The organism is Mycobacterium sp., assembly GCF_965229265.1.
Taxonomy (GTDB): domain Bacteria; phylum Actinomycetota; class Actinomycetes; order Mycobacteriales; family Mycobacteriaceae; genus Mycobacterium.
In genome coordinates, this window is sequence record NZ_CBDDIY010000011.1 from 463,789 (window position 1) to 488,861 (window position 25,073).

Sequence of the window (25,073 nt, forward strand, 5' to 3'; positions counted from 1 at the left end):
GATGTGTCAGGGCGCGACCGTCAACCAGTCCGTGAAGCCAGACGGGTCGTGCCGCCCCAGCGCCCCGTGCTCGAACAGGCCCCACCCCTCCGCCGACTTTCCGCCCTCGTGGCAGACCGCCCGGCCGACGTGGTCGATCACCCCGAAGGCGGAGCGGCCGATGATCGCCGGGTCGTTCATGTCGTAGGTAAGCCGCTCGGTGAACTTCTCGCCTTTCCACACACCGTGGATCCAGTCCGAGTCGCCGCCGTAACCGCCGCCGACGTGGATCGGCGTGGGCAACTTGGACTCGACGTCGAACCGCAGTGGCGCACCGGTCCCGTCGGTGGCCTCGATGGTGGCCCCGGTGGGGATGCGGGTGCCGGAGCGGTAGTGGATCTTCACCCGCGGCCAGCCCAGCTGCTCGACGCGGCCGTCGCGCCAGATCCGGGTGCAGTCGTTGAGCGAGCGGAAGCCGTCCGGTGCCTCCTGGATGATGACCACGATCGAGAAGTCGTCGAAGGCCATCGGGATGTACAGCCACCACATGCCCTCGAAGGGCGGGTCGGCGGGCCGGCCCGCCGGCTCGGCCTCGCCGATCGGCCGGATGCCCCACGACCGGTCGCGGCTGCCGATCCACACCGACGGGTCGACGGCGATCTCCTGCCCGTCGATGACGATATGGCCTGCCCACGAGCCGACCTGGGCGAAGCGCTGAGCGTCCAGCGTCACGCGGTTGCCCTGGCGCATGATGTGCGGCTGTTCCTGGACCACCGGGAACAATCCCTGCCACGTGAGATCGACTGCCACACCCTCGGTTTCGTCCATGACGATCCGGAGGGTCTGCAGCGGGTCGATGACCTCCACGCGGTAGCCGTTGACGTGCTGGTTGAGCCGGTCCTGGTCGATCCCGTCGGACAGGTGCACCGCGGTCTGGGTGTGGCCAGTTCCGCCATACTTCTCGTCGCCGCGACGGGCAACCAGGACGTAGGCGTCCTTCACCCCGAGGTTGGGGTAGTACCCGATGCCGGTGATCAGGAAGATGTTCCCGGTCCGGTCATGGGCATTGAAGTAGCTGCGGTCGTAGAAATTTCGGTCCGATGACCCCGGCCACGCGATCGGATGCGGGGTCTGGTGGACGGGGTATTCGTCGAGCGGTCCGAGCATCAGGCGTTCTCCTCGATGAGGCGGCGCAGCAGGCCGGCGTGGTAGAACATCGACTCGACGTCCTCGGGCTTTTCGATCTCACCGAAGTGCACCCGACGTGCGCCGGTGCGCATGAAGACACAGCACCAGATCACCCCGGAGTAGACGTAGAACCACCTCAGGTCACCGAGTTCGACGCCGGTCAGCTCCTGATAGGTGGCGCGCACGTCCTCCTCGCGCATCACCTCCGGGAGGCCGGGCATCCCGGCCAGTCCGGCGAGCTCCTGGAACACCATGTGCGCGAAGATGATCCACGCCACGTCCAACTCGCGCGGACCCAGCGTCGCCATCTCCCAGTCCAGCACGGCAACCGGGCGGAAGTCCTCGTAGAGGACATTGCCGACTCGGGAGTCACCCCACGCCAGCACGGTTTCTCCGGCCGCGACGTCGGCGGGGAAGTTCTGCTCGAGCCAATCCAGAGCGGACTCGACCAGCGGTGAGCGGCCGATGTCGGGGACCGCGAACTCGTACCACTGCTTGAGCCAGTTGAACTGGCGACGCAGCGGTGTGTCCCCCTCGGGCACCGCTTCGGCGAGGAAGGCGAACGTCTTCTCCGGATCGGGGATCGAATGCAGCTTGGCCAGCACGTCGATGGTGGCGTCCTGCAAGGTGCGCTGCTGCTCAGCGGGCGCGTCGGCGAACCAGTTGCCACCGAAGGTGTAGGGCATGACGTCGGGCGGGACATTGCCCGAGACGTGGTCCATGAGGAAGAACGGGCTACCGAGGATCTCACCGCTCGAATCGATCCAGCGCACCTTGGGGACCGGTACGTCGGTCAGTTCCTCAACCAGCCGGATGACGTCGAATTGGTGGTCCATCCGGTAGGTGATGAAGACCGGCACGTCTTCGGCGGTGGGCGCCACCCGGGCAACCCACTTCTGCTCGACAGGCCTGCCATCCTCCCGCCAGCGGCCGGTGAGGATAATCGTCTCCGACGACATGCCGTTGGAATCGACGCCGCTCTCGACGGTCACCTCGGGCTTCACGCCTCCGGGCATGACGGTCGAGAGCCATTCCGAAAGAACCGAGGGAATGGTGCTCACGTCTCGGCCCGAGCGCTGCAGGTGCTCGACGTCGGTTTCGACGGTCGGCTGGTTGGTCACCTTTGTCCTCCAACCCTATTACGATACGGTGGGTAGCGTTATGAAAGCAGACCTGTCATCGGTTGACAAGGCCGGGGTTGCGGGGCGGCCCCGCGACCCGCGCATCGACGCTGCCATACTCCGGGCGACCGCGGAGCTGCTTGTCGAAATCGGTTATGCGAATCTGACTTTGGCGGCGGTCGCCGAGCGCGCAGGCACCACCAAGACAGCGTTGTACCGGCGCTGGTCCAGCAAGGCGGAGCTGGTGCACGAGGCCGCATTCCCCGCCGCGGCCACCGCGCTGCTGGCCCCGGCGGGCGATATCGCTGCCGACGTCCGCGCCATGCTGGCCTCCACCCGCGATGTGTTCACCACCCCGGTGGTGCGCGCCGCGCTGCCGGGGCTCATTTCGGACATGAGCGCCGACGCGGACCTGAATGCGCGGGTGATGTCCCGGTTCGGCGACCTGTTCGCCGCGGTGCGTGACCGGCTGGTCGAGGCCGTGCATTGCCGTGAGGTACACCCCGACGTCGACCCCGACCGGCTCATCGAGTTGATCGGCGGTGCGACGCTGATGCGGTTGTTGCTGCGCCCCGAGGATGTCCTCGACGACACCTGGGTCGACCAGACGACGGCGATCCTGGTGCACGGCGTGGCGACATGACCGAGAGGACAACGCGATGACAACACGATTGGCCGGGCGTACCGCCATCGTCACCGGCGCCAGCCGGGGGCTGGGCGCTGCGACGGCTCTGGCGCTGGCCGCCGAGGGTGCCGCGGTCGCGGTGGTGGCCCGCACCGCGCAGCAGTGGGACGAGCGGCTGCCCGGCACCATCGGCGAAACCGTCGCGGCCATCGAGGCGGCCGGTGGGCGTGCGGTGGCTATCCAGGCCGACCTGCTCGAGCACGAGGACATCCCGCGTCTGGTCTCCGAGGCCCGCGCCGCGCTGGGGCCCATCACCATCTTGATCAACAACGCCGCGTTCACCGCTCCGGGCCGCCCGCCCAAGCCCGACGCAGCCCCGAAGTCCGCGACACCGAAAGCGGCGCCGAAGGCCGGCAACGCCGATTGGCCGGGCTTCCTGGCGGTTCCGCCGAGCGCCTATCGTCGGCATTTCGACATCGGCGTCTTCGCCTCCTACGAACTGATCCAGCTGGTCTGCCCGGACATGTTCGACGCCGGCTACGGGTCGATCATCAACGTCACCTCGGTGGCCTCGCGAGTGCCGGGCGACGGGCCGTACCACGACTTCGCCGGCGGCGTGTTGCCCGGATATGGCGGATCGAAAGCCGCGCTGGAGCACCTGACGTGGTGCGCCGCTTACGATCTGCAGCGGCACAATATCGCGGTGAATGCGCTGGCACCGTCCAGGCCGATCGCCACGCCCGGCCTGTCCTACTACCGCACCGAGTTCGACAGCGTCTCGCCCGAGGATGAATTCGCCCGTGCCGCAGTGGAATTAGCGCTGGTGGACGCAAATGCCGTCACCGGAAGGACCATCGGTCACCTCGAGGTGCTCGACGGCAGCTTCGCGCCGTTCACTAATGTTGCGACCGCACTGGGCTAGAGACCCATTGTTTCCCTGCGCCCGAACAACTTCAGTTGTCAGGCGGGGCCTTTGGTTGGAAGGGTTGGTACCACCACCATTGGGCGTGTTCGCCGGTGGGTCCGGGGCAGGGCGGGACGGTTGGTGGCCGGTGTTGGGGTGGGTGGGCCAGTGGTTCTGATGTGAGTGGGTGGCCGTTGTTGTCGGTGACGGTGAGGTGGTGGGCGGGTCCGGTGATGGTGATCAGCCCGCGGTGGTGGGCGCGGTGGTGGTAGGGGCACAGCAGCACCAGGTTGTGTAGTTCGGTGGGGCCGCCGTCTTCCCAGTGCTGGATGTGGTGGGCGTGCAGCCCGCGGGTGGCGCCACACCCCGGGACGGCGCAGCTGCGGTCGCGGTGTTCCAGGGCGCGGCGTAGCCGGCGGTTGATGGTGCGGGTGGTGCGCCCGGAGCCGATCGGTTGGCCCTCGCGTTCGAACCAGACTTCGCCGGTGGCATCACAGGTCAGATACTGGCGGTCGGCATCCGATAGCAGCGGACCCAAATGCAGGGCGGCGAGGCGGTCTGCGACGTCGAGATGCACGACGACGGTGGTGCGTTGCCCGTGCGGGCGGCGGGCGGCCTCGCTGTCCCAGCCGGCCTCGACCAGACTCATAAACGCATCAACGGTGTTCGGCAACGGCGGCGCGCTCGGCGAGGAACCGTCGCCGTGGTCGCGTTTCCAGTCGGCGATCAGGGCATCCAGATGGGACTGCACGGCGGCATCGAACGTGGCCGCCTCGTCATCAGGCAGGGTGATCTTCCAGCTGGTGGACGTGTCGGTGCCGGACTTGGTGATGCAGCGTTGCGGCTCGGGGCGACGCTCGGGCTCGGGTCGGGGTTCGAGGGTGATCGCGGTGCGCAGTTGGTTGACGGTGGCGACCGCGGCCAGCTGCGCGTAGTGCTCATCAGAACCCTCGGCGGCGCGGCCGGCGATCACCCCGACCTGATCTAGCGACAGTCGTCCCTCCCGCATGCCTTGGGTGCAGCGGGGAAACTCCGCGATCCGGTGCGCGACAGCAGCGATGCTGTGCGCGTTGGCCGTTGACGTGCCGAGCCTCCAGGCCACCAACGCCGGGATCGAACGTGCACCGGTAGCGCCCCAGAGTTCATCACGGTCGATCTCGGCGACTACGTCCACGATGCGTCCATCGATGGCGTTGCGCTGCCCGGCCAGCTCGGCCAACTCCTCGAAGAGCACCTCGAGACGCTCCTTGGGAAGGATCACCGCCGACGACGAAGACATGACCCCATCATCGCAACAGGGTCCGACAAAAATGGCCGCGCAAGAACTTTCGGGAAGCTAGCTGGTGATCTGGCGTTTGTTCCGCTCGGCCACCTCACGCTGACGGGCGGCAAGCTCGGCGGTGTCGACGTGCGAGTTGGCCGCGACCGCACGTTCGGCCTTCAGCGCTGCGTCGGTGATCGCCGCCGTGCCGCTGCGATAGATCTCCTTCAGGCCCGACATCACCGGCCCGGGCACCTCGGAGATCTGCGTGGCCAGCTCCAGGGTGCGGTCCAGAAGCTGTTCGTGGGCAACGACTTCGGTGACCAGACCGATCTTCTCGGCGCGCGCCGCATCGACCACCTCACCGGTCATCGACAGCCGTCGGGCCATCCCCGAGCCGACCAGCCGAGGCAGCCGTGCGGTCATTCCGCCGCCGGGCAGGATCCCGACCCGGGCGTGGGTATCGGCGAACACCGCTCGTTCCGAAGCGATCAGGAAGTCACACGCGAGCGCGATCTCCAGCCCGCCGGTGAACGTCGCGCCATTGATTGCTCCGATCACCGGCTTGCCCAGTGCGACCAGACGGTTCATGCAGTTCATCTTGTCGAACCGGGAGAAGTAGTCCATCCCGAGGCTCTGCGCCTGTTTGAGATCCACCCCCGCGCAGAACGCCGGGTCGGTGCCGGTGAGCACCACCGCGCGGACCGAATCGTCGGCGTCGGCGTCGTCGAGGGCGGCATACAGGGTTTCGAACAGCTCGGTGCTCAGCGCGTTGCGCACCTCGGGACGGTTCATCGTCAGGACCCGGACTGCGCCGTGGTCCTCGCGTAGCAGAATCATCAGGACAAGAATCTAGCGGCGTTGTCGGCCAGGTCCAGCAGCGGCTGTGGCAGTGCACCGAGCGCGAAGGTGATGGCCGCCGTCAGCGTGATGGTCGCGACGCTCAACGCGCTGGGGGTGATGACCTCGGGAGCGTCCGCGGGCGGTTCGGTGAAAAACATCAGCACGATCACCCGGACATAGAAGTACGCCGCGATGGCCGAGGCCACCACACCGACCACCACCAGGGGGATGGCACCGCCCTGGCCGGCCGCCTTGAACACCGCGAACTTGCTGACGAATCCGCTGGTCAGCGGGATCCCCGCGAATGCCAGCAGGAACAGCGAAAAGACCACGCCGACAAGGGGATAGCGCCGACCGAGGCCAGCCCACCGGGCCATTGACGTCTCCTCGGCCCCGTCGGCGTCGCGCACCACACTGACCACCGCGAACGCGCCCAGCGTCGAGAACGCGTAGGCGAACAGATAGAACAGCGTGGCCGACAGTCCGGGCCGGTTGCCGGCGATCACACCGGTCAGGATGAAACCGGCGTGCGCCACCGCGGAGTAGGCCAGCATCCGCTTGACGTCGGTCTGGGTGACCGCGGTGATCGTGCCGACCACCATCGTCAGGATCGCCACCACCCACAGCACCGGACGCCAGCCATGGTGCAGCGCTGGCAGCGCGACATAGAACACCCGCAACATCGCGCCGAACGCGGCGACCTTGGTCGCGGCTGCCATGAAGCCGGTGATCGGCGTCGGTGCACCCTGGTAGACATCGGGCACCCACGACTGGAACGGCACCGCGCCGACCTTGAACAGCAGGCCGACGGTCACCAGCGCGGTACCGACCAGGGCCAGGGTGGTGTCGCCCGGCTTGGTGCTGATGGCCTGCTGGATCCCCGTCAGGCTCATCGTGCCCGCATAGCCGTAGAGCAGGGCGATGCCGTAGAGGAAGAACGCCGACGAGAACGCGCCCAGCAGAAAGTATTTCAGCGACGCTTCTTGAGACAGCAGCCGCCGTCGCCGGGCCAGTCCGCACATCAGGTAGAGCGGCAGGGAGAAGACCTCCAACGCGATGAACATGGTCAGGAAGTCGCCGGCGGCCGGAAAGAGCATCATCCCGCCGATGGCGAACATCGTCAGCGGAAAGACTTCGGTCTGGATCAGCGCGGCCTTGGTCGCCACCTTCTCGGCCACACTGCCCGGCACGGTCGAGGCATCGGCGGTGAACGCGTCCAAAGCCACTGCGCCGTCGGGTGATTCGGCCGGAGCGCGCCGCTCGGCGATCAGCAGCACACTGAGAATCCCGATCAGCACGATGGTGCCCTGCAGGAACAGCGCCGGACGGTCGATGTCGACCGCCCCGGCCACCACCGACTGCCCGATCCCGTCGCCCAGGTCGCGGGCCAGCTTGCCCACCGCGAGCAGGGCGGCCGCCAGACCGGCCAGGCTCAGTGCCACCTGGGTGGGGTAGCGGGACTTGCGGGGCAGGAAGGCCTCGACGAGGACGCCGGCCACCGCCGTACCGAAGACGATCAACATCGGTGCCAGCTGGCTGTATTCGATGCTGGGCGTTGTCATGGCTGTGCCCCTTCGGCGACGGTGGGGGCTGGGTCTGGCTGGTGGATCGAGGTCAGGGTGGCCGTGACGGCGGGGTTGATGACGTCGAGGGCGATCTTGGGGTACACCCCAAGTCCGATCAGCAGGGCGATCAGCGGGGCGACCACGACGAGTTCGCGGCGGCCCAGATCGCGGACGTTCTGGTTGCCGTCGGTGACCGGGCCGGTCATCATCCGTTGGTAGAGCCACAACACGTAGACCGCCGAGAGCACCAGCGCCGCCGAGGCGACGACGGCGAAGGCCGGATAGCGGGTGAAAGTACCGATGAGGACCAGGAATTCGCTGATGAACGGCGCCAGACCCGGTAATGACAGGGTCGCCAGACCGGAGATCAGAAATGTGCCCGCGAGCACCGGCGCCACTTTCTGCACTCCGCCGTAGGCGGTGATGAGCCGGGTGCCGCGGCGGCTGACCAGGAACCCGGCGATCAGGAACAGGGCTGCGGTGGAGATGCCGTGGTTGACCATGTACAGCGTCGAGCCGGCCTGCCCCTGGCTGGTCATGGCGAAGATGCCCAGGATGATGAAGCCGAAGTGGCTGATCGAGGTGTAGGCGATCAGCCGCATGACATCGGTTTGGCCGATGGCCAGGACGGCGCCGTAGACGATGCCGATCACGGCTAGTGCGATGATGATCGGGCGGAACAGGATTGCCGAATCCGGGAACAGCGGCAGGCAGTAGCGCAGCATGCCGAAGGTGCCGACCTTGTCCATCACCGCCATCATCAACACCGCCGACGCCGGGGTAGCCTCGACGGCCGCGCCGGGCAACCACCGGTGGAAGGGCCACAAGGGGGCCTTCACCGCGAAGGCGAACATGAAGCCCAGGAACAACGCGTTGGCCACCCCCGGCTGCAGGACGAACTTTCCGGTCGACACCGCCTCGGCGATCGCCTGGAAGTCGAAGGTGCCGGCGTCGAAGGCCTTGCTGGCCGACGTCACCACGTACAGCCCGATGACCGCGGCCAGCATCACCAGGCCGCCGAAGAGGTTGTACAACAGGAACTTCACCGCGGCTTTGGATCGGTTCTCGCTCTCATCCTGGGTCGCCTCGCCTCGTCCTCCTTCGTCGGATCCGGCTCGGCCTCCGCCGAAGCCGCCGATGAGGAAGTACATCGGGATCAGCATTGCCTCGAAGAACACGTAGAACAGCAGGATGTCCAGGGCGGCCAGTGACATCAGCACCATGCCCTCGACGGCCAGGGTCAGCGCTATGTAGCCGTGGGTTCCGCGGCCGGACAGCCCCGGCCGATCGTCGGCGTCGTTCCATCCGGCGATCATCAGCAGGGGTACCAGCACCGCAGTGAGGACCACCAGGACCAGGGCGATGCCATCGAGCCCGAGGATGTAGCCGGTGCCGAATGACGGTATCCACGGATGGCTCTCGACGAACTGGAACTGCTCACCGCCCGGCTGGAAACGGGCGGCCAGCACCAGCGACAGTGCGAGTACCGCGAGCGCGACGACAAGCCCGGCGTACTTGGCGAACTGCCGAAGCGAGGCGGGCAGCACGATGATCACCGCGGCACCGGCGACGGGGATCGCCCACAGCAGGGTGAGCCACGGGATGGTCGTCATGGCCTCAACCCCAGTTCCTGATCAGAACGGCGGCGATCACCAGGGCCGCCCCGGCCAGCATGGACAGCGCATACGAGCGGGCGAAGCCGGTCTGAAGCTGCCGCAGGCGATCGGAGAGCCGCCCGACCAGGGCCGCCAATCCGTTGGCGGCGCCGTCGATGGCCTTGTCGTCGACCACCAACAGCGCCCTGGTCAGTTCCTGGCCGCCGCGCATGAACGTGGCCTCATTGAAGGCGTCACCGTAGAGGTCGCGACGCGCGGCGACGGTCAACGCCGAAACATCCTGCGGTGCAGTCTCGGCGACCCTGTGCATCGCGTACTGCCGGTAGGCGATGGCGATGCCGATGGCGACGATGCCGAGTGTGGTGGTGGTCATGGCCCAGGCGGGGGTGGTGTGTTGGGTTTCGTGGTTGCCGACGACGGGTTGTAGCCAGTTCTGCAGGGTGTGGCCGATGGCCAGGAGTGCGCCGGCGCCGACCGAGCCGATGGCCAGGATGATCATGGGCCAGGTCATCACGTGAGGGGATTCGTGGGGGTGGGTGTCGGGCTTCCAGCGGGGGCGGCCGAAGAAGGTGAGCAGCATGACGCGGGTCATGTAGAAGGCGGTGATGCCGGCGCCGAGCAGGGCGGCCCCGCCCAGGAGCCAGCCTTGGAGTCCGCCGGTGTTGAGGGCGGTTTCGATGATGGCGTCTTTGGAGAAGAACCCGGAGAAGGGCGGTACTCCGATGATGGCCAGATAACCCAGCCCGAAGGTGACGAAGGTGATGGGCAGGGCTTTGCGTAGTTCGCCGTAGCGGCGCATGTCGGTTTCCTCGTCCATGGCGTGCATGACCGAGCCGGCGCCGAGGAATAGGCCGGCTTTGAAGAATCCGTGGGTGAGCAGGTGCATGATGGCTACCGCATAGCCGGCCGGGCCCAGGCCCGCGGCGAGCACCATGTAGCCGATCTGGGACATCGTGGAGGCGGCCAAGGCTTTTTTGATGTCGTCCTTGGCGCAGCCGATGATCGCCCCGAACAGCAGGGTGATCGCGCCGACGGTCACGACGGCGGTTTGGGCGGTGGGTGCGGCGGTGAAGATCGGTCCCGAGCGCACGATCAGATAGACCCCGGCGGTGACCATGGTGGCGGCGTGGATCAAGGCCGAGACCGGGGTGGGGCCTTCCATGGCGTCGCCGAGCCAGGACTGCAACGGCACCTGGGCACTTTTGCCGCACGCCCCCAACAGCAGCAGCAGACCGACCGCGGTCAGGGTGGCCTGACCTATGGCGGGCACCGCGGCGAACACCGTGCTGAACGTGACCGAGCCGATGGTGGCGAACAGCACCATCACCGCGATCGCCAACCCCATGTCGCCGACCCGGTTGACGATGAAGGCTTTCTTGGCCGCGGTCGCCGCGCTGGGTTTGTGGGACCAGAACCCGATCAGCAGATAGGACGCCAGACCGACACCTTCCCAGCCCATATACAAACCGAGGTAGTTGTCGGCCAGTACCAGCAGCAGCATCGCGGCCACGAACAGGTTGAGGTAGGCGAAAAACCGCCGGCGGGCGGGATCGGTCTTCATGTAGCCGATGGAGTAGAGGTGGATCAGCGCACCCACCCCGGTGATCAGCAGCACGAAACAGATCGACAGGGCATCCAGGTGCAGGCCGAAGTCCACCCGCAGGACTCCGACGGGGACCCACGTGAACAGCACCTCACCCACGTTGCGGTCCTGGGCGGGTAGTCCGAGGAGGTGGGTGAACAGCACCGCGGCGCAGGCGAAGGAGCCGATCACGGTGGCACAGCCCAGTAGATGCCCCCACGCGTTCGTCCGGCGCCCGCCCAGCAGCAGGATGATCGCGCCGGCCAACGGCAGGGCGATGGTCAACCCGAGCAGTGTCTGCATGTTAATGCCGCAGCAGGCGGGCGTCGTCGACGTTGGCGCTGCGTCGGGTCCGGAAAATCGTCATGATGATCGCCAAACCGACCACCACCTCGCAGGCGGCGACCACCATCGTGAAGAACGCCACCACCTGACCATCAAGACGCCCATGCATCCGCGAGAACGTCACAAACGCCAAATTGCAGGCATTCAACATCAACTCCACACACATGAACATCACGATCGCGTTGCGCCGCACCAACACCCCCGCCGCACCAATCGTGAACAACAACACCGACAAATACAGATAATTGTCCGGACTCATCACTGACCGTTCCTGCGAAGGATGATGCTGACCGACGATTCCTCCTCGGTGCCGTCGGGTAGCCGGGCTGCGGTGTTGACGGCGTTGTGGCGGGCGTAGACGCCGGGGTTGGGGAGCGGGGTGGCCCGTGCGCCGGTCTGGAAGCGTTCGATCACCAGTTCGCGCTGGGTCTTTCGCCGTTCGAAGCGTTCCCGGTGGGCCAGCACCATCGCGCCGAGTGCCGCGGTGATCAGCAGCGCGCTGGTCAGCTCGAACGCCCACAGATCCCGGGTGAAGATCAGGGTCGCCAGGCCTTGCACGTTCCCGCCCTTGTTGGCCTCGGCCAGCCCGGTGAACCCTGTCGTGGCCACGCTGCCGATACCGGCGATCAGCAGGATCCCGAAGCCCAAAGCAGCCACGGCGCCGGCAACCCGTTGCCCGCGAATGGTTTCCACCAACGACTCCGAGGAGTCGACACCGATCAGCATCAACACGAACAGGAACAGCATCATCACCGCACCGGTGTAGACCACCACCTGCACGACCCCGAGGAACAATGCGTCCTGCGCCACATACATCATGGCCAGCGCGATCATCGTCGTAGCCAGGAAGATCGCCGAGTAGACCGCCTTGGGCGCGGCGACCACCCCGATCGCACCGGCCACCGCGATGGCAGCGAGGATCCAGAACGCCACCGCTTCGGGAGTCGAGGTGCGGGTGAGGGTTTCGGCAGCCAGCAGCGTGACGTTCACCGGGTCACCTCCCCGCCCTGGCTGAGCCCACCGGGCACCCGGCCGAGGTAGTAGTCGTCGTCGGTCAGCCCCGGCGCCATCGCGTGCGGCGGTGCAGCCATGCCTGGCGCGAGCGGGGCCAGCAGCTGATCCTTGTCATAGATCAGGTCGGAGCGGTTGTCGTCGGCCAGCTCGTAGACGTTGGTCATGGTCAGCGCCCGGGTGGGACAGGCCTCGATACACAGCCCGCATCCGATGCAGCGCAGATAGTTGATCTGATACACCCGCCCGTAGCGTTCTCCGGGTGAAAAGCGTTCGGAATCGGTATTGTCCGCGCCTTCGACATAGATGGCATCGGCAGGACACGCCCACGCGCACAGCTCACAGCCGATGCATTTCTCCAGCCCGTCGGGATAGCGGTTGAGTTGATGACGGCCGTGATAGCGGGGCGCCACCGGGCCGGGTTTCTCCGGATACTGCTCGGTGATCGGCCGCTTGAACATCGTGGAGAAGGTCACGCCGAAACCCTTGACCGCGTCCAGGAACTTAGGCATCGGCTTTCTCCTTGTTGACTGGCGGGTCGACCGGCAGCGCGGGTATCGGGAACGATCGAGGGTCGGGGGGCGGCACCGGGATGACCGTCCGCCGGATTCGCCTGTGCCGCACCGTGTTGATCGTGACAAGGGCGAGCAACAATGCCGCGGCGGCGACCAGGCCGGGGACAACCCCGGTCAGGTCCGCGGTGCGCAGCAGGGCGACGACCACAATCCAGACCAGTGACACCGGGATGAGCAGCTTCCAGCCCAGCGCCATGAACTGGTCGTAACGCAGCCGGGGCAGGGTGGCGCGTAACCACATGAACACGAACAGGAATGCCCACACCTTGGCCACGAACCAGATCAGCGGCCACCACCCGGCGTTGGCCCCCGGGATCAGGCTGATCGGCCAGGGCGCATGCCACCCGCCCAGGAACAACGTGGTGGCCAGCGCCGAGACGGTGGTCATGTTGACGTATTCGGCGAGATAGAACATGGCGAACTTCAGCGAGCTGTACTCGGTGTGGAAACCGCCGACGAGTTCGCCTTCGGCCTCGGGCAGGTCGAAGGGTGCGCGGTTGGTCTCGCCGACCATCGCCGTCAGGTACACCGCGAACGACGGCAACAGCAGAAACACATACCAGGTCTTCTCCTGGGCGGCCACGATCCCCGAGGTCGACATGGTGCCCGAGTAGAGGAACACCGCCGCAAAGCACAGCGCCATCGCGATCTCGTAGGACACCACCTGGGCGGTGGAACGAAGACCACCCAGCAGGGGATAGGTGGATCCGGATGCCCAGCCCGCCAACACGATCCCGTACACCCCGATCGAGGTGATGGCCAGCACGTAGAGGACCGCCACGGGCAGATCGGTCAATTGCAGCGGTGTGCGATGCCCGAACACCGACACCACCGGGCCCATCGGCATCACCGCGAAGCCCAGGATTGCGGTGGTCACCGAGATGACCGGCGCCATCAGGTAGATCGGTCTGTCCACGCCGGCCGGGACCAAACCCTCCTTGAGGGCCAGCTTGATGCCGTCGGCCAGCGACTGCAGGATCCCGAACGGCCCGACCCGGTTGGGGCCGTAGCGCATCTGCATGCGGCCCAGCACCTTACGTTCGAGCAGGATCGCCACCAGCACCGTCAGCAACAGGAACACGAAGATGCCGACCGCCTTGCCGAGCACCAGCCACCACGGGTCGTGGCCGAACACGGTCAGGTCCGGATAGCTCACCGCGTCGCCTCCCGCTCGATGCGGACCACGGCGCCGGTGGTGACCGCGAGCTCCCGGTGCACGTTGCTGCCGGGCGAGTTCAGCGGCAACCAGACCACTGCGTCTGGCATGACGCCGATCGACAACGGCAGGCTGATCGTGCCGCGGCCGCTGGACACGCTGACCATGTCCCCGTCGGCGGCACCGATGCCGGCGGCGGTGGCCATCGACATCCGCGCCAGCGCGGGGTGGGCGGTGCCCGCCAGGTGTGGCTCACCGTCCTGCAGTCGGCCGTCGTCCAGTAACAGCCGCCAGCCCGCCAGCACGGCCTCACCGGGCTCCAACGGCGACGGCGGCTTGGCGGTGGCGGCCGGCGGGGAGGGGCCCGGGCCGCCCCACAGCCCCAGCGCGGCCAGCTCGCGGCCGGCCTGCTCGGCGGTGCGGAAGCCGAGGTCCACGCCGAGCTCGTCGGCCAGGATCTGCAGGACGCGCAGATCGGGAAAGGCGTTGGAGGTCAACGCCGGTGCGAACGAACGCAGCCGGCCTTCCCAGTTGAGGAATGAACCGGCCTTCTCGGCGACCGGCGCGACCGGGAACACCACATCGGCCAGCGCGGTCACCGCCGACTCGCGCAGCTCCAGGCTGACGACGAAATCGGCCGACTCGATGGCGGCCAGCGCAGCGTGTGGGTCGACAAGGTCAGCGGGGTCGACCCCGCCGATGAGTAGCGCGTCGAGCCCACCGGCGGCGGCCGCTTCGAGAATGCCCGCAGTGTCGCGGCCAGGCTCGGCTGGCAGCTCGTCGATATGCCAGGCCGACGAAAGCTGTTCGCGTGCTCGCGGATCGGTGACCGGCCGGGCGCCCGGAAGCAGGTTGGGCAGACATCCGGTCTCGACGGCGCCGCGGTCCCCGGCGCGCCGCGGCATCCACACCAGCCTGGCACCGGTTTTGTCGGCGAGCCGGACCGCCGCCGACAACGCACCCGGGCTGGTGGCCAGCCGTTCACCGGCCAGGATGACAGCACCCGCTGGCAGATCGGCGGTCAGTGCGTCGAGCGCGTCGGCCTCGCCACCGGGGGCGGCGAGGATCATCCGCGCCGCCAGCTTGGTCGATCCGCGGGAGACCAGCGGCGCGATGCTGACGACCGGCAGGCCTCGCTTGCGGACTGCCTTGCGTAGTCGCAAGAACACGATCGGAGATTCGTCCTCGGGCTCGAATCCGGCCAGCACCACCAGCGGTGCGGCCTCCAGGTCGGCGTAGGCGACGTCGCGTCGGCCGGCAACCCGAGCCGCGAGGAAGTCCTGCTCCTCGACCGAGTGCGGCCGGGACCGGAAGTCTATGTCGTTGGTGCCGAGCGCGATGCGGGCGAACTTGGAATAGGCGTAGGCGTCTTCGGCGCTGACGCGTCCGCCGACCAGAACGCCGGCCCGGCCCGACGACAACCCGGCCGCAGCCACTGCGATGGCCTCCGACCAGGATGCCGGGCGCAGCGCACCGGTCTCGTCGCGCACCAGCGGCGTGGTCAGCCGGTCACCGACGCGGGTGTAGGTGAAGGCCCAGCGGCCCTTGTCGCAGTTCCATTCCTCGTTGACCGCCGGGTCGTCACCGGCCAGCCGGCGCAGCACCACGCCGCGGCGGTGATCGGTGCGCTGGGCGCAGCCGGAGGAACAGTGCTCACACACGCTCGGGCTGGACACCAGGTCGAACGGGCGCGCCCGAAACCGGTATGCCGCACCGGTCAAGGCGCCGACCGGACAGATCTGGACGGTGTTGCCGCTGAAGTAGGAATCGAACGCCTCGCCAGGGCCGATCCCCACCTGCTGCAGTGCCCCACGCTCCAACAGCGAGATGAACGGATCACCGGCGATCTGCTCGGAGAACCGGGTGCAGCGCGCGCACAGCACGCACCGCTCGCGGTCCAGCAGGACCTGCGCCGACAGGCTGATCGGCTTGGGAAACGTGCGCTTGACGTCGGTGAAGCGGGTCTCGGCCCGCCCGTTCGACATCGCCTGGTTCTGCAGCGGGCACTCGCCGCCCTTGTCGCAGACCGGGCAGTCCAGTGGGTGGTTGATCAGCAGCAGTTCCATCACCCCGTGCTGGGCCTTGTCGGCGGCGGGCGAGGTGAACTGGGTGCGGACCACCATGCCCTCGGAGACCGTGGTGGTGCACGACGCCATCGGTTTGCGTTGGCCCTCCACCTCGACGAGGCACTGGCGGCAGGCCCCGACCGGATCGAGCAGCGGATGATCGCAGAACCGGGGGATCTGCACTCCCATCAGCTCCGCGGCGCGAATCACCAATGTGCCCTTGGGGACTGCTACCTCGGTATCGTCGATGACCAGGCTCACCATCTCCACCGGCGGCGCCTCGTGGGTGTCTGCGTCTGAGGTCTGCGTCATGCGCCTACTCCCTGCGGCGTGGCCAGCATCGAGGCGTACGGGTCGAACGGGCAACTGCCCTCCAGGTGCGCCTCGTACTCGGCGCGGAAGTGTTTGATCGAGGAGATGATCGGCGATGCGGCCCCGTCGCCCAACGCACAGAACGACTTTCCGAAGATGATGTCGGAGATGTCGAGCAGCTTGTCGATGTCCTCCTCGGTGCCACGGCCGGTTTCGAGTCGCTCGTAGATCTGGGTGAGCCAGTAGGTGCCCTCCCGGCACGGCGTGCACTTGCCGCAGGATTCGTGGGCATAGAACTGGGTCCAGCGCCGCACCGCGCGGACCACACAGGTGGTCTCGTCGAAGATCTGCAGCGCTTTGGTGCCGAGCATCGAACCGACCGAGGCCATGCCTTCGTAATCCAGCGGCACGTCCAGGTGTTCGGCGGTCAGCAGCGGAGTCGACGACCCGCCCGGTGTCCAGAACTTCAGCTCGTGACCGGCTCTTATCCCCCCGGCATAGTCGAGCAACTCGCGCAGGGTGATGCCCAACGGGGCCTCGTACTGACCGGGGGTGGTGACGTGGCCCGACAACGAATACAGCGTGAAGCCAGGGGATTTCTCCGAGCCCATCGACTTGAACCAGTCCACGCCGCCGAGCAGGATCGGCGGAACGCTGGCGATCGACTCCACATTGTTGACCACCGTCGGGCTGGCGTACAGGCCGGCGACCGCGGGAAACGGGGGACGCAACCGCGGCTGACCGCGCCGGCCCTCCAGGGAGTCCAGCAGCGCGGTCTCCTCACCGCAGATGTATGCGCCCGCCCCGGCATGCACGATCAGGTCCAGATCGAAACCCGAGCCCTGAATATCGGTGCCCAGGTAGCCGGCCTCGTAGGCCTCCGCGACTGCAGCCTGTAACCGGCGCAGCACCGGAACGACTTCGCCGCGCACGTAGATGAAGGCATGCCGCGCGCGGATCGCGTACGCGGCGATGATCGCACCCTCCACCAGGAAGTGGGGGGTGGTCAGCATCAGCGGAATGTCTTTGCACGTACCTGGTTCGGACTCGTCGGCGTTGACCACCAGGTACTTGGGTCTGGCACCGGCTCCCGTGTGGTCCTGGGGGATGAATGACCACTTCGTCCCCGTCGGAAAACCGGCACCGCCCCGGCCGCGCAGTCCGGATTCCTTGACGGTGGCGATGACGTCGTCGGGCTTCATGCTCAGTGCCGTGCGCAGCGCCCGGTATCCGTCGTGGCGCAGATAGGTCTGCAGCGTCCACGGCTCGGGTTGGTCCCAGAATCGGCTCAGTACCGGCGTCAGCGGCGTGGCCGGTGTCATGAGGTCTGCCCGTCTGGGAGGGCCGGTGCCGACATGCCCAGCTCGTGGGCGATGCGTAAGCCGGCCAGGGTGGCCGGACCTGGTCCACCGTCGTCTCTGCCCGCCTGGCCCGGCAGACCGGCCAGGGTGCGGGCGGTCTCGCGGAACGGACAGACCTGCCCGCCGCGGGTGGCGTGCGGCCGCTGGCCGGCGCGGATGTCGGCAACGAGTTGGCGTGCGCTCGAAGGTGTTTGGTTGTCGAAGAACTCCCAGTTGACCATGATGACCGGGGCGTAGTCGCAGGCAGCGTTGCATTCGATGTGTTCGAGGGTGATTCGCCCGTCGGGGCTCGTGTCGCCTGCCCGCATAGCCAGTTCGGTCTCCAGCACTTCCAGGATCGCGTCGCCGCCCATGACCGCGCACAGGGTGTTGGTGCAGACCCCGACCAGGTATTCGCCGGTGGGTGTGCGACGGTACATGGAGTAGAAGGTGGCGACCGCGGCGACCTCGGCCTCGGCCAACCCCAGCTGGGCTGCGCAGAAGTGGATGCCCGCGGTGGTCAGATAGCCGTCCTCGGATTGCACCAGGTGCAGCAGCGGCAGCAGCGCCGAGCGCGGGTGCGGATAGCAGGCGATGACGGTGGCGGCGTCAGCGGCGAGGCGTTGGTCGACGTCCGGGGGATAGGACGTGCGCCCGCCGATCGGGGGGCCAGGTTCCTCGGGTCGCGGGCCAAGGATGAGATCGATGCTCACCTGTCTCTCACCTGTCCACTCCTCCCATGACCGGGTCGATGGAGGCGACGGCGGCGATGACGTCGGCGACCATGCCGCCTTCACACATTGCCGCCACCGCTTGCAGATTGGTGAAACTCGGGTCGCGGTAGTGCACCCGGTAGGGTCGGGTGCCACCGTCGGAGACCATGTGGACGCCGAGTTCTCCACGGGGAGACTCCACGGCGATATACACCTGCCCGGCCGGCACCCGGAAGCCTTCGGTGACGATTTTGAAGTGGTGGATCAGCCCCTCCATCGAGGTACCCATGATTTTGGCGATGTGCTCAGGAGAATTGCCGAGCCCGTCGGGGCCGAGCGTGAGGTCGGCGGGCCAGGCCAGCTTCTTGTCCTCGATCATCACCGGCCCCGGCTCGAGCCGGTCCAGGCACTGCTCGACGATGCGCAGCGACTGGTGCATCTCACCGACCCGGATCAGGTAGCGGCCGTAGCAGTCGGCGCCGGTGTCCGTGACGACGTCGAAGTCGTAAGTCTCGTAACCGCAATACGGTTGGCTCTTACGCAGATCGTGCGGCAGACCGGTGGACCGCAACACCGGGCCGGTGATGCCCAGCGCCATGCAGCCGGTCAGATCCAGATATCCGACCCCTTGGGTGCGGGCCTTCCAGATGTAGCTCTCGGTCAACAGATCTTCCAGCTCGCGCAACCGCCCCGGCAGGATCGTGAGTAAATCGGCCACCCGCTCGGCACCGTCGTCGGGCAGGTCGGCGGCCAGCCCACCGGGACGGATGTAGGAGTTATTCATCCGCAGACCGGTGATGGCTTCGAAGACACTGAGGATCAGTTCGCGTTCCCGGAATCCGAAGAACATCGGGGTCATCGCCCCCAACTCCATGCCACCGGTGGCTAGTGCCACCAGATGGCTGGAGATCCGGTTGAGTTCCATCAGCATCACCCGCACCACCGAGGCGCGCGGTGGGATCTGGTCGCAGACGTCGAGAAGTTGTTCCACGCCAAGGCAGTACGCCGTCTCGTTGAAGAACGGGGACAGGTAGTCCATCCGGGTGACGAACGTGACTCCCTGAGTCCAGGTGCGGTACTCCAGGTTCTTCTCGATGCCGGTGTGCAGATAACCGATCCCGCAGCGGGCCTCGGTGACCGTCTCGCCCTCGATCTCGAGGATCAACCGCAGCACCCCGTGGGTGGAGGGATGCTGCGGGCCCATGTTGACTACGATCCGCTCGCCGGCCTCGCCTTGGCGTGCCGCGGCGATGATCTCGTCCCAGTCCTGTCCGCCAAGCACGATCACGCCGTCGCCGTTCTGCTCGCCCATCAGCGGTACGACCGGCGCTGGTCGGGCGGCGGGATCTGGGCACCGTGGTATTCCACCGGTACCCCGCCGAGCGGGTAGTCCTTGCGCTGCGGATATCCCACCCAGTCGTCGGGCATCTCGATGCGGGTCAACCCAGGATGCCCGTCGAAGACGATGCCGAAGAAGTCGTAGGTCTCCCGCTCGTGCCAGTCACAGGTGGGGTAGACCGAAAACAGCGACGGCACATGGGGATCGGCGTCCGGGCAGGTCGTCTCCAGCTGAACACGCCGGTTGTGCGTGATCGACATCAGCGGATAGACCGCGTGCAACTCACGCCCGGCATCCTCCGGGTAATGCACACCCGATACGCCGCAACACAACTCGAAGCGCAGCGCCGCGTCGTCGCGCAAGGCTTGGGCCGTGCCCAACAGCTGCTCGCGGCGGACCTCCAGGGTCAGCTGTCCGCGGAACACCACAATACGTTCGACGGCTGCCGTGAAAGCGTCGGCGCCGAGAACCTCGGCCAACCGGTCGGCAACCTCGTCGAAATAGCCGCCGTACGGTCGCGGGGTGCTGCCCGGCAGCGCGACCTCACGAACCAGCCTGCCGTATCCGGACGTGTCGCCGCTGCCGCTAATCCCGAACATGCCGCGGCGCACGCCGATGATGTCTCCATCTCCCGAGTCGCTCACTTCAGCAGGCCTTTGAGTTCCAAGGTGGTGGGCGCGGCCAGGGCCGCCTGCTCGGCGGCAGCGATCACCTCGGCGCGGTGCACACCCAACGGCATCTGCGCGATCTTGGCGTGCAGAGCCAAGATTGCATGCAACAACATCTCCGGCCGCGGCGGACAACCCGGCAGATAAATATCCGCCGGCACCACATGGTCCACCCCCTGGACCACCGCATAGTTATTGAACATCCCCCCACTGGAGGCACACACCCCCATCGCCAGCACCCACTTCGGCTCGGCCATCTGGTCATAAACCTGCCGCAGCACCGGTGCCATCTTCTGACTCACCCGCCCTGCCACGATCATCAGATCGGCCTGGCGTGGTGTGGCGGAGAACCGCTCCATGCCGAATCGGGCGATATCGAACCGTGGTCCGGCGGTCGCCATCATCTCGATGGCGCAGCACGCCAGGCCGAACGTCGCCGGCCACAGGGACCCCTTGCGGACAAACCCGGCGACCTTCTCCACCGTCGACAACAAGATCCCACCCGGCAGCTGTTCCTCTAATCCCATTCCAGGCCGCCCCGCCGCCATACGTACCCATACGCCACGAACACCGTCGCCATGAAAATCAGCATCTCCACCAGCGCAAACGTGCCCAGCGCGTCGAACGTGACCGCCCACGGATACAAGAACACGATCTCGATGTCGAAGACGATGAACAACATCGCCGTCAGGTAGTACTTGATCGGGAACCGCTGACCCACCACCGCATCGGCCACCGGCTCGATCCCACACTCATAGGCCTCCAGCTTGGCGCGGTTGAATCGCCGCGGGCCAACCACGAGCGCGATCACCACAGACACCAGCGCGAACCCTGCCGCGATAATCCCCAACACCAAAATGGGCGTGTAAAGACTCATACCGCTGTTTCGCTCCTCGCTCTGGGCTGTCGATGTGAGCTGGATGTGAGCTAGGACACAGCCTACAGATGTCCGGACGTGGGCCGCCGCGTTTTCGTTAGGAAGTCTCGAAGAGCTGGACGCAGCCCGTCCCGGGTGTTGAGGACGCCGAGAGGGCAAGGGCGACAGCGTAAATGGTGCGTGAGGCTACTGAACCCTGGTTCGTAGCAAACTAACGACCGCCTCGCCCAACCGGATCGGATCGATGGGGTGCGGCACCGCGGCTTCGGCCTGCGACCAGTTGGCCAGCCAGGCGTCGTCGGGCCGGCCGGTCAAGACCAGGACCGGCGGGCAGTCGGTGATCTCGTCCTTGAGTTGTTTGGCAATGCCCATGCCGCCGACTGGGGAGGCCTCGCCGTCGAGGATCACCAGATCGAATCCGCCCGCATCCATCAGCTGAATCACCATGGGCCCGGTGGCGACGTCGGTGTAGGTCAGCTCCGGCAGTTCGGGGTGGACACGTTTGCCCAATGCCAGGCGCACCTGTTCGCGGGTGCGCGCGTTGCTGCTGTACACCATGATGTGCAGGGGCTGCGCGCCGGGGCGGGACACGCAGCCGATGCTACTGCGAAAACGACTGCCCGGTCGCCGGTTTAGCCCGCAACGTGTGGCGGTCAGGCCTTGGCGAAGACGAGCTCTGCCAGCAGCGTGGTGGTGGTCGGCATCATTCCGGCCATGTTGCCGCTGACGCCCAGCGTCGTCCGGTCGACCGACGTGCGCGCCGACAGTTCGATGTCTCCGTCGGCGAGCCGGCTGACGGTGACCGGCAACGGCAGCGGCCGGGTGGTGCCGCGCACCGTCAGCGTGGCGCGCAGATCGGCGGTGTTCTCGCCGGTGGGCGTCAGCCCGGTGACCTCGACGCGGATCTCGGGATGGGTCTGGGCATCGAAGAAATCGGGGGATCGGAGGTGCTCGTCGCGCTTCCCGATACCGGTGCTCAGCGACGATGCCTGAATCTCGAGCCGGCCGAATACCGCGCCTTTCGCGGTGATCTGGCCGTCACCGCTTACCTCGGTGAATTCGCCTTTGACGGTCATCAGCCCCCAGAAGGTCTTGTTCTTGAACCGTACCGAGGAGCGGGCGGGCACCAGGTTCCAGGCACCGGCGGTGGTCGGATCGTCGAGTAGCGCTTGCAGGGTGGTCATGGCACCTCATATACCGTTCGGATCAGGTCAGGAGCGGAGCCAGTTCGGCGGGATCGACATCTTCATCGACCGGCCGGACCAGCCCGTCCTCTCCTATTCTGACCACCAGTCACACCCGCAGCGCCACCCCTTCGCCATCCCGGTTGGTCGCGGGCCCGCCGCTCTGCTGAACGAAACCCGCGGTGGGGGGCGTGGGTCCGGCTGATGGTCGCCGTCAGGGCGTGCCCGGATCGGGCCGGTCGTAACCGGGGTGGGCGAGGGAAATCCGGTGACCCACCAGCGTCCTCAAACAGGGGAGCACCTCGGCGCCGCGGCCGTCGAGGTGGCCGGCGCGGATGGCTGCTGCCAGCGCCTCCTCGTCGGGGTACCCGAGGAGCTCCAGGGCGTGCCGAGGTTCGGCCGAGTTGTTGTCGAGCAGTTCACGCTCGACGATGCGCAGCGCGTTGGCGGCGACCAGGGCGTGGAAGTTGACGGAGCCGCTGGTATTCGATCGGACGTCACCTTCGAGGAATTCGGCGACGGCGGCGACGAGTTCGGCCGCGGTGGGCCGACCGTTGAGCCCGGTCATGGTGCACTCTCCAGAAGGTCGAGGACATCCCATTCGGTCTCGCACACCCGCCGCCCGATCGCGGCAAGTTCGACCGAGCGGGTCTGGCCGCTGAGGTGGCGTTCCGCCTGGAACCGGCAGATCACCCCCCATCGCAGGGTGGCCAGCACCAGCCACCAGTGCAGCGCCGCCCGGTCGACGGGCGCACCCCCGGCGTCCTGGTAGGCGGCGACGAAGTCGTCGATGCTGCCCAGCCCCCCTGCGGCCATCGTCGACGGTGCGCCGAAACGCCAGGCGCGGATGCAGAACCACGCCAGATCCTCGTAGATCTCGCCGACGTGCACCAGTTCCCAGTCCAGCACCGCTGCCAGGTCCGAGCCGTCGACGATGAGGTTGCCCATCCGGAAGTCACCGTGTACCAGGCGAGGGGGAGAGGCGGGCGGCCGGTTGGCGGCCAGCCACCGGAACGCCCACTCGAATGTCGCTGTGGTGTCGCCCATTTCGTCGAGACGTTGTCGCCACTCGCCGATCTGGTCCTGCTCGACGAGCCCCGGTGCGTCGACGGCGCCGCGATGGATGGCCGCCAGTGCCCGTGCGCACTGTCGCAGCAGGTGTGTGCGGTCGTCGGCATCGAGTTGGCGCTGGATCCGGCGCACGATGGTCTCCCCGGCGATCTCGTCGCAGATCAGAAAGGGATAGCCCAGTGCGGCATCGGAATTCGAGGCCACCAGGATGTTGGGTACCGGGGCGCCCGCCGCGGCGGCCGCGGACTGGACCGCCGCCTCCAACTCCATGCCGGCGTGCACCTCGTCGGGCAGGCCGGTACGCAGGATCAACGCGCGTCGCTGTGAGCCGGTCACCGCCTCGAACGCCCAGGTGGTTCGGCTGGCGCCACCGGTCAGCGCGCGCAGGTGCTCGATCTCGGTCGCCTCGCCCAGCAGGGGTCGCAGTACCCCGGACAGGTTGGCGGACAGTGTCTCGGCGGCCACGTCAGCGGGCGGGCTTGCCGAACTTGAACATCCGCTGGGCCACCCTGCGCATCTGGATCTCCTCGGCGCCCTCAGTAATTCGGTACCGCCGGTGGTGGCGGTAGATGTGCTCGAACGGCTCGTGGCGACTGTAGCCGATGCCGCCGTGGACCTGCATCGCCCGGTCGGCGGCCTCGCACACCAGCCGGTTGGCGCGGTAGTTGGCCATCGATACCTTGTCGGACACCTCGAGGTGGTGGTTGCGGTCCAGTTCCCAGGCGGCGTAGCGAACCAATAGCCGAACCATCTGCGCCTCGGTCTGCAACTCCACCAGGGGCCACTGCACGGCCTGGTTCACCGACAGCGGCTTGCCGAACGTCACCCGCTTGCCGGCGTAGTCGACCGCGCGGTCGATGCAGTACTGGGCAGCGCCCAGGCTGCTGGCCGCCTGCCGAATCCTGTTCTCGTGCAGGAAGGTCTGTGCCACCTCCAGTCCGTGGTCGACCTCGCCGAGCACCGCGTCGGCGGGTACCCGCACATCACGCAGTTCCACCTCGGCATGGTCGCTGGGCATGTTGAAGGTCCACCAGTAGTAGGGCACCTCGAAACCCTTGGCGTCGCAGGGAACGAGGAACGCGGTGATGCCGCGGGCGTGTCCGGGTTCGCCGGAGGTCCGGGCGAAGACCAGGTCGTGGGTGGCTCGATGCACACCGGTGTTCCAGCGCTTCGAGCCGTTGATGACCCACCCGGAATCAGTCAAGTCGCCGTCGCGTTCGGCACGGGTCTCCAGCCAGGTGGCATCCGAGCCGTGGTCGGGCTCGGTCAGGCCGAAGGCCATTGAACGGGTGCCGGTCAGCATGGCCTCGATCCAGTCCCGTTTCTGCTCGTCCGTGCCGAATCGGTCCATCATGATGACCTGGGGAAAGTTGCCCACAATGGAGGACTCGTCCTGGAGATCGTTGTGCAGCCCAAGGCCCTTGTGCGCCAGATGTTCTCGGATGACGGCCATGTCGAGGTTGGTGCCGTCGCGCCCGCCGAACTTCGACGGTAGACCGTAGCGCAGCCAGCCTGCGGCATCGGCGCGCCGGCGCATCTCGTCGAGCAATTCCTCCCACTCCCTGCGCGGGATGCCGCCGTTGTCGATGTCGGTTCGGGCGAACTCGCGGCGCCGGTCGAAATACTGCATGTGCTCGCGCTCGAGCGGTTTGATCTCGGCCTCGATGAACGCGTCCATCTCAGCCAGTAGTGCCGGAAGGTGTTCAGGCAAAGTGAAATCCACGTATATCTC

At 66.9% G+C, this 25,073-nt stretch carries 25 protein-coding genes; 2 read left to right on the forward strand and 23 right to left on the reverse strand.

Features of this window, described 5'->3' with window-relative positions; genetic code table 11:
- Positions 1-6: 6 nt before the first annotated feature.
- Entirely contained in the window at positions 7-1,146 is a 1,140-nt protein-coding gene (locus ADBZ9K_RS14695) for an Rv3169 family protein (RefSeq protein ID WP_526621680.1), read from the reverse strand.
- On the reverse strand, positions 1,146-2,288 hold the full coding sequence (locus ADBZ9K_RS14700; protein WP_526621682.1) for a phosphotransferase family protein: 1,143 nt from the start codon (positions 2,286-2,288) through the stop codon (positions 1,146-1,148). Before ADBZ9K_RS14700 ends, ADBZ9K_RS14695 begins: the two co-directional genes overlap by 1 nt.
- A gap of 40 nt (positions 2,289-2,328) precedes the next feature.
- On the opposite strand from ADBZ9K_RS14700, the gene ADBZ9K_RS14705 reads away from it, so the two are divergent.
- Positions 2,329-2,931 (forward strand): TetR/AcrR family transcriptional regulator, encoded by a 603-nt coding sequence (locus ADBZ9K_RS14705; RefSeq protein WP_526621684.1) that lies wholly within the window; start codon positions 2,329-2,331, stop codon positions 2,929-2,931.
- 16 nt (positions 2,932-2,947) lie between these two features.
- On the forward strand, positions 2,948-3,835 hold the full coding sequence (locus ADBZ9K_RS14710) for an SDR family NAD(P)-dependent oxidoreductase (protein WP_526621686.1): 888 nt from the start codon (positions 2,948-2,950) through the stop codon (positions 3,833-3,835).
- 31 nt (positions 3,836-3,866) lie between these two features.
- Here the strand turns inward: ADBZ9K_RS14710 and ADBZ9K_RS14715 are convergent, their stop codons facing one another.
- The 21 genes from ADBZ9K_RS14715 to ADBZ9K_RS14815 form a co-directional block, all read right to left on the reverse strand.
- A complete protein-coding gene (locus ADBZ9K_RS14715) occupies positions 3,867-5,096 on the reverse strand; it encodes an HNH endonuclease signature motif containing protein (RefSeq protein WP_526621688.1) in 1,230 nt (409 codons plus the stop codon).
- A gap of 57 nt (positions 5,097-5,153) precedes the next feature.
- On the reverse strand, positions 5,154-5,918 hold the full coding sequence (locus ADBZ9K_RS14720; RefSeq protein WP_526621690.1) for an enoyl-CoA hydratase: 765 nt from the start codon (positions 5,916-5,918) through the stop codon (positions 5,154-5,156).
- Positions 5,918-7,483, reverse strand: a complete 1,566-nt coding sequence (nuoN, locus tag ADBZ9K_RS14725; protein ID WP_526621692.1) for an NADH-quinone oxidoreductase subunit NuoN — start codon at positions 7,481-7,483, stop codon at positions 5,918-5,920. The genes ADBZ9K_RS14720 and nuoN overlap by 1 nt, the downstream gene beginning before the upstream one ends.
- Positions 7,480-9,099, reverse strand: a complete 1,620-nt coding sequence (locus ADBZ9K_RS14730; protein WP_526621694.1) for an NADH-quinone oxidoreductase subunit M — start codon at positions 9,097-9,099, stop codon at positions 7,480-7,482. The genes nuoN and ADBZ9K_RS14730 overlap by 4 nt, the downstream gene beginning before the upstream one ends.
- A 4-nt stretch (positions 9,100-9,103) precedes the next feature.
- Positions 9,104-10,987, reverse strand: coding sequence for an NADH-quinone oxidoreductase subunit L (gene nuoL, locus ADBZ9K_RS14735; RefSeq protein ID WP_526621696.1), 1,884 nt, complete (start codon positions 10,985-10,987; stop codon positions 9,104-9,106).
- A gap of 1 nt (position 10,988) precedes the next feature.
- Complete coding sequence (gene nuoK, locus ADBZ9K_RS14740) at positions 10,989-11,288, reverse strand: NADH-quinone oxidoreductase subunit NuoK (RefSeq protein ID WP_526621698.1); 300 nt, start codon at positions 11,286-11,288, stop codon at positions 10,989-10,991.
- Positions 11,288-12,019: an NADH-quinone oxidoreductase subunit J gene (locus tag ADBZ9K_RS14745; RefSeq protein WP_526621699.1), complete on the reverse strand. Its 732-nt coding sequence runs from the start codon at positions 12,017-12,019 to the stop codon at positions 11,288-11,290. The genes nuoK and ADBZ9K_RS14745 overlap by 1 nt, the downstream gene beginning before the upstream one ends.
- On the reverse strand, positions 12,016-12,552 hold the full coding sequence (nuoI, locus tag ADBZ9K_RS14750; protein ID WP_526621700.1) for an NADH-quinone oxidoreductase subunit NuoI: 537 nt from the start codon (positions 12,550-12,552) through the stop codon (positions 12,016-12,018). Before nuoI ends, ADBZ9K_RS14745 begins: the two co-directional genes overlap by 4 nt.
- Entirely contained in the window at positions 12,545-13,756 is a 1,212-nt protein-coding gene (gene nuoH / locus ADBZ9K_RS14755; RefSeq protein WP_526622654.1) for an NADH-quinone oxidoreductase subunit NuoH, read from the reverse strand. Before nuoH ends, nuoI begins: the two co-directional genes overlap by 8 nt.
- An 11-nt stretch (positions 13,757-13,767) precedes the next feature.
- Complete coding sequence (locus ADBZ9K_RS14760) at positions 13,768-16,149, reverse strand: NADH-quinone oxidoreductase subunit G (protein ID WP_526621701.1); 2,382 nt, start codon at positions 16,147-16,149, stop codon at positions 13,768-13,770.
- Positions 16,146-17,471, reverse strand: a complete 1,326-nt coding sequence (gene nuoF, locus ADBZ9K_RS14765; protein ID WP_526621703.1) for an NADH-quinone oxidoreductase subunit NuoF — start codon at positions 17,469-17,471, stop codon at positions 16,146-16,148. The genes ADBZ9K_RS14760 and nuoF overlap by 4 nt, the downstream gene beginning before the upstream one ends.
- On the reverse strand, positions 17,468-18,202 hold the full coding sequence (gene nuoE / locus ADBZ9K_RS14770) for an NADH-quinone oxidoreductase subunit NuoE (RefSeq protein ID WP_526621705.1): 735 nt from the start codon (positions 18,200-18,202) through the stop codon (positions 17,468-17,470). The genes nuoF and nuoE overlap by 4 nt, the downstream gene beginning before the upstream one ends.
- Before the next feature lie 7 nt (positions 18,203-18,209).
- The gene (gene nuoD / locus ADBZ9K_RS14775; RefSeq protein ID WP_526621707.1) at positions 18,210-19,514 is read right to left on the reverse strand and encodes an NADH dehydrogenase (quinone) subunit D; all 1,305 of its coding nucleotides are present in this window, start codon (positions 19,512-19,514) and stop codon (positions 18,210-18,212) included.
- Entirely contained in the window at positions 19,514-20,140 is a 627-nt protein-coding gene (locus tag ADBZ9K_RS14780) for an NADH-quinone oxidoreductase subunit C (protein WP_526622656.1), read from the reverse strand. Before ADBZ9K_RS14780 ends, nuoD begins: the two co-directional genes overlap by 1 nt.
- A 41-nt stretch (positions 20,141-20,181) precedes the next feature.
- The gene (locus tag ADBZ9K_RS14785; RefSeq protein ID WP_526621708.1) at positions 20,182-20,736 is read right to left on the reverse strand and encodes an NADH-quinone oxidoreductase subunit B; all 555 of its coding nucleotides are present in this window, start codon (positions 20,734-20,736) and stop codon (positions 20,182-20,184) included.
- Positions 20,727-21,086, reverse strand: a complete 360-nt coding sequence (locus ADBZ9K_RS14790; protein WP_526621709.1) for an NADH-quinone oxidoreductase subunit A — start codon at positions 21,084-21,086, stop codon at positions 20,727-20,729. The genes ADBZ9K_RS14785 and ADBZ9K_RS14790 overlap by 10 nt, the downstream gene beginning before the upstream one ends.
- A 186-nt stretch (positions 21,087-21,272) precedes the next feature.
- Positions 21,273-21,644 carry an Rv3143 family two-component system response regulator gene (locus ADBZ9K_RS14795; protein ID WP_526622658.1) on the reverse strand — a complete coding sequence of 124 codons (372 nt, stop codon included), beginning with the start codon at positions 21,642-21,644 and terminating at the stop codon, positions 21,273-21,275.
- Between the two features lie 95 nt (positions 21,645-21,739).
- On the reverse strand, positions 21,740-22,270 hold the full coding sequence (locus ADBZ9K_RS14800) for a YceI family protein (protein WP_526621710.1): 531 nt from the start codon (positions 22,268-22,270) through the stop codon (positions 21,740-21,742).
- A 214-nt stretch (positions 22,271-22,484) separates the two neighbouring features.
- A complete protein-coding gene (locus ADBZ9K_RS14805; protein WP_526621711.1) occupies positions 22,485-22,838 on the reverse strand; it encodes a DUF6285 domain-containing protein in 354 nt (117 codons plus the stop codon).
- Positions 22,835-23,806: a phosphotransferase family protein gene (locus tag ADBZ9K_RS14810; protein ID WP_526621712.1), complete on the reverse strand. Its 972-nt coding sequence runs from the start codon at positions 23,804-23,806 to the stop codon at positions 22,835-22,837. The genes ADBZ9K_RS14805 and ADBZ9K_RS14810 overlap by 4 nt, the downstream gene beginning before the upstream one ends.
- 1 nt (position 23,807) lies before the next feature.
- Positions 23,808-25,064 (reverse strand): acyl-CoA dehydrogenase family protein, encoded by a 1,257-nt coding sequence (locus ADBZ9K_RS14815; protein WP_526621714.1) that lies wholly within the window; start codon positions 25,062-25,064, stop codon positions 23,808-23,810.
- Positions 25,065-25,073 lie beyond the last annotated feature (9 nt).